Origin of the sequence: Microbacterium jejuense (assembly GCF_019511665.1) — a bacterium.
Classification (GTDB): Bacteria; Actinomycetota; Actinomycetes; order Actinomycetales; family Microbacteriaceae; genus Microbacterium; species Microbacterium jejuense_A.
Genome location: NZ_JAEUAW010000030.1, coordinates 1 through 5,364, shown reverse-complemented (window position 1 = coordinate 5,364; position 5,364 = coordinate 1). Strand labels below are relative to the sequence as shown.

Annotated in this window: 3 rRNA genes; all 3 read left to right on the top strand. The window is 55.8% G+C overall.

Annotated features, from left to right (window positions below):
* The first annotated feature begins 18 nt into the window (after window positions 1–18).
* A 16S ribosomal RNA gene (locus JNB62_RS19000) occupies window positions 19–1,540 on the top strand.
* A gap of 423 nt (window positions 1,541–1,963) precedes the next feature.
* Window positions 1,964–5,073 (top strand): 23S ribosomal RNA (locus JNB62_RS18995).
* 123 nt (window positions 5,074–5,196) lie between these two features.
* A 5S ribosomal RNA gene (rrf, locus tag JNB62_RS18990) occupies window positions 5,197–5,313 on the top strand.
* The 16S, 23S and 5S rRNA genes sit together here, the layout of an rRNA operon.
* The last annotated feature ends 51 nt before the right edge of the window (window positions 5,314–5,364 follow it).

Below are 5,364 nucleotides of genomic sequence, written 5' to 3'. Positions count from 1 at the left end.
TGTGCGTGGCTATCATTTTTTATGGAGAGTTTGATCCTGGCTCAGGATGAACGCTGGCGGCGTGCTTAACACATGCAAGTCGAACGATGAAGCCGAGCTTGCTTGGTGGATTAGTGGCGAACGGGTGAGTAACACGTGAGCAACCTGCCCTGGACTCTGGGATAAGCGCTGGAAACGGTGTCTAATACTGGATATGAGCTTTCACCGCATGGTGGGGGTTGGAAAGATTTTTCGGTCTGGGATGGGCTCGCGGCCTATCAGCTTGTTGGTGAGGTAATGGCTTACCAAGGCGTCGACGGGTAGCCGGCCTGAGAGGGTGACCGGCCACACTGGGACTGAGACACGGCCCAGACTCCTACGGGAGGCAGCAGTGGGGAATATTGCACAATGGGCGGAAGCCTGATGCAGCAACGCCGCGTGAGGGATGACGGCCTTCGGGTTGTAAACCTCTTTTAGCAGGGAAGAAGCGTGAGTGACGGTACCTGCAGAAAAAGCGCCGGCTAACTACGTGCCAGCAGCCGCGGTAATACGTAGGGCGCAAGCGTTATCCGGAATTATTGGGCGTAAAGAGCTCGTAGGCGGTTTGTCGCGTCTGCTGTGAAAACCCGAGGCTCAACCTCGGGCCTGCAGTGGGTACGGGCAGACTAGAGTGCGGTAGGGGAGATTGGAATTCCTGGTGTAGCGGTGGAATGCGCAGATATCAGGAGGAACACCGATGGCGAAGGCAGATCTCTGGGCCGTAACTGACGCTGAGGAGCGAAAGGGTGGGGAGCAAACAGGCTTAGATACCCTGGTAGTCCACCCCGTAAACGTTGGGAACTAGTTGTGGGGTCCTTTCCACGGATTCCGTGACGCAGCTAACGCATTAAGTTCCCCGCCTGGGGAGTACGGCCGCAAGGCTAAAACTCAAAGGAATTGACGGGGACCCGCACAAGCGGCGGAGCATGCGGATTAATTCGATGCAACGCGAAGAACCTTACCAAGGCTTGACATACACCAGAACACCCCAGAAATGGGGGACTCTTTGGACACTGGTGAACAGGTGGTGCATGGTTGTCGTCAGCTCGTGTCGTGAGATGTTGGGTTAAGTCCCGCAACGAGCGCAACCCTCGTTCTATGTTGCCAGCACGTTATGGTGGGAACTCATGGGATACTGCCGGGGTCAACTCGGAGGAAGGTGGGGATGACGTCAAATCATCATGCCCCTTATGTCTTGGGCTTCACGCATGCTACAATGGCCGGTACAAAGGGCTGCAATACCGTGAGGTGGAGCGAATCCCAAAAAGCCGGTCCCAGTTCGGATTGAGGTCTGCAACTCGACCTCATGAAGTCGGAGTCGCTAGTAATCGCAGATCAGCAACGCTGCGGTGAATACGTTCCCGGGTCTTGTACACACCGCCCGTCAAGTCATGAAAGTCGGTAACACCTGAAGCCGGTGGCCTAACCCTTGTGGAGGGAGCCGTCGAAGGTGGGATCGGTAATTAGGACTAAGTCGTAACAAGGTAGCCGTACCGGAAGGTGCGGCTGGATCACCTCCTTTCTAAGGAGCACCTCAGTCTGCAAGGACTGTAGGACCCAGATCAGGACGAATGTTCCTGGTTGGGGCTCGTGGGTGGAACATTTGACATGGCATCAGCGCAGCTGGTTCCTACTAGTACGCCACTTCGGTGGTTGGAGGGTGGGGGTTGGTGAGCGGGGTGCCTGCACGCTGTTGGGTCCTGAGGGACCGGACGTCATCTGCCTCTTGTGGGGGTGGGTGGTGGCGACTCTCTTGGGCTCATCCTGCTGCCGGCGGTTGTTGGTGGGTGGGGTGGGTGCCGCCCGTACTTTGAGAACTACACAGTGGACGCGAGCATCTTTGCGACATGACCCTTTGGGGTTGTGTTGTGTTGATGATCTTAAAGATCATTAGTCAATTTCTGGTCGCACCTTTTTGGTGTGGCCCGAGTTTTGATTCTCATGTTTTCAAGTCTTTAAGAGCAAACGGTGGATGCCTTGGCATCTGGAGCCGAAGAAGGACGTAGCAATCTGCGATAAGCCTCGGGGAACTGATAAGCAAGTTTTGATCCGAGGGTGTCCGAATGGGGAAACCCCGCTGGGCGGCGTGCTGACCCAGTGACTCCCGTCTGAATATATAGGGCGGGTAGAGGGAACGCGGGGAAGTGAAACATCTCAGTACCCGCAGGAAGAGAAAACAACCGTGATTCCGTGAGTAGTGGCGAGCGAAATCGGATGAGGCTAAACCTAGCGTGTGTGAGAGCCGGCAGGCGTTGCATGTTGGGGGTTGTGGGACTTTCTTGATCATTCTGCCGAGTGGTCGACGTGACAGAAGCGTATAGACGAACCGTCTTGAAAGGCGGGCCAGAGTGGGTGCCAGCCCCGTAGTCGAAATGCGTGTTCTGGCGTGGAGAGTATCCCAAGTAGCACGGGGCCCGAGAAATCCCGTGTGAATCTGTCAGGACCACCTGATAAGCCTAAATACTCCCAGATGACCGATAGCGGACAAGTACCGTGAGGGAAAGGTGAAAAGTACCCCGGGAGGGGAGTGAAATAGTACCTGAAACCGTTTGCTTACAAACCGTTGGAGCCTCCTTGGTAGGGGTGACAGCGTGCCTTTTGAAGAATGAGCCTGCGAGTTAGCGATATGTGGCGAGGTTAACCCGGGTGGGGTAGCCGTAGCGAAAGCGAGTCTGAATAGGGCGACCCAGTCGCATGTCCTAGACCCGAAGCGAAGTGATCTATCCATGGCCAGGCTGAAGCGACGGTAAGACGTCGTGGAGGGCCGAACCCACTTAGGTTGAAAACTGAGGGGATGAGCTGTGGATAGGGGTGAAAGGCCAATCAAACTTCGTGATAGCTGGTTCTCTCCGAAATGCATTTAGGTGCAGCGTTGCGTGTTTCTTGCCGGAGGTAGAGCTACTGGATGGCCGATGGGCCCTACAAGGTTACTGACGTCAGCCAAACTCCGAATGCCGGTAAGTGAGAGCGCAGCAGTGAGACTGTGGGGGATAAGCTTCATAGTCGAGAGGGAAACAACCCAGACCACCATCTAAGGTCCCTAAGCGCGTGCTAAGTGGGAAAGGATGTGGAGTTGCTTAGACAACCAGGAGGTTGGCTTAGAAGCAGCCACCCTTGAAAGAGTGCGTAATAGCTCACTGGTCAAGTGATTCCGCGCCGACAATGTAACGGGGCTCAAGCACGCCACCGAAGTTGTGGCATTGACATTTTTGGTAGGCCTTCGTGGTCCAGCCGTGTTGATGGGTAGGAGAGCGTCGTGTGGCGAGTGAAGCGGCGGGGTGACCCAGCCGTGGACGCTACACGAGTGAGAATGCAGGCATGAGTAGCGAAAGACGTGTGAGAAACACGTCCTCCGAAAGACCAAGGGTTCCAGGGTCAAGCTAATCTTCCCTGGGTAAGTCGGGACCTAAGGCGAGGCCGACAGGCGTAGTCGATGGACAACGGGTTGATATTCCCGTACCGGCGAAGAACCGCCCCAATCAATCCAGTAGTGCTAAGTATCTGAATCCCCGCGACCGGAGCCTTCGGGTGATGGCGTGGGGCCTAGCGTACGACCCCGTGCTGGTGCGGTTAGCGTGTTAACAGGTGTGACGCAGGAAGGTAGCCCATCCCGGGCGATGGTTGTCCCGGGGCAAGTGCGTAGGCCGAGTCGTAGGCAAATCCGCGACTCATACAGGCTGAGACACGATGCGGATGAAAAGTGGGTGATCCTATGCTGCCAAGAAAAGCATCGACGCGAGGTTCTAGCCGCCCGTACCCCAAACCGACTCAGGTGGTCAGGTAGAGAATACCGAGGAGATCGAGAGAATCGTGGTTAAGGAACTCGGCAAAATGCCCCCGTAACTTCGGGAGAAGGGGGGCCATCCACTTATACCCACTTGCTGGGAAAAGGGTGTGGTGGCCGCAGAGACTAGTGGGTAGCGACTGTTTACTAAAAACACAGGTCCGTGCCAAGTCGCAAGACGATGTATACGGACTGACGCCTGCCCGGTGCTGGAAGGTTAAGAGGACCGGTTAGCCCGTAAGGGCGAAGCTGAGAATTTAAGCCCCAGTAAACGGCGGTGGTAACTATAACCATCCTAAGGTAGCGAAATTCCTTGTCGGGTAAGTTCCGACCTGCACGAATGGCGTAACGACTTCCCAACTGTCTCAACCGCGAACTCGGCGAAATTGCATTACGAGTAAAGATGCTCGTTACGCGCAGCAGGACGGAAAGACCCCGTGACCTTTACTACAGCTTGGTATTGGTGTTCGGTGTGGCTTGTGTAGGATAGGTGGGAGACTGTGAAGCGGATACGCCAGTATTCGTGGAGTCGTTGTTGAAATACCACTCTGGTCACTCTGGATGTCTAACTTCGAACCGTGATCCGGTTCAGGGACAGTGCCTGGTGGGTAGTTTAACTGGGGCGGTTGCCTCCCAAAAAGTAACGGAGGCGCCCAAAGGTTCCCTCAACCTGGTTGGCAATCAGGTGGCGAGTGTAAGTGCACAAGGGAGCTTGACTGTGAGACTGACAGGTCGAGCAGGGACGAAAGTCGGGACTAGTGATCCGGCAGTGGCTTGTGGAAGCGCTGTCGCTCAACGGATAAAAGGTACCTCGGGGATAACAGGCTGATCTTGCCCAAGAGTCCATATCGACGGCATGGTTTGGCACCTCGATGTCGGCTCGTCGCATCCTGGGGCTGGAGTAGGTCCCAAGGGTTGGGCTGTTCGCCCATTAAAGCGGTACGCGAGCTGGGTTTAGAACGTCGTGAGACAGTTCGGTCCCTATCCGCTGCGCGCGTAGGAAGTTTGAGAGGATCTGACCCTAGTACGAGAGGACCGGGTTGGACGAACCTCTGGTGTGCCAGTTGTACTGCCAAGTGCACCGCTGGTTAGCTACGTTCGGGATGGATAACCGCTGAAAGCATCTAAGCGGGAAGCCGGCCTCAAGATGAGACTTCCATGCCCCTTGCGGGTGAGAGGCTCCCAGCCAGACTACTGGGTTGATAGGCCAGATGTGGAAGCACGGCAACGTGTGCAGCTGACTGGTACTAATAAGCCGACGACTTGACAAACAATCCCCCCCGCCACGGCGGGTGAGAATGCTCGCGTCCACTGAGTGGTTCCCGATGTACGGTCGGAAACCAGCAACAACACAACAAGACTTTTGTTATTGCAGACTGAAACATCAAAAGAGTTTCGGCGGCCATAGCGAGAGGGAAACGCCCGGTCCCATTCCGAACCCGGAAGCTAAGCCTCTCAGCGCCGATGGTACTGCAGGGGAGACCCTGTGGGAGAGTAGGACACCGCCGGACACCCATTCACGGAATGGCCACCCACACCCTGGGTGGCCATTCCGCGTTAAC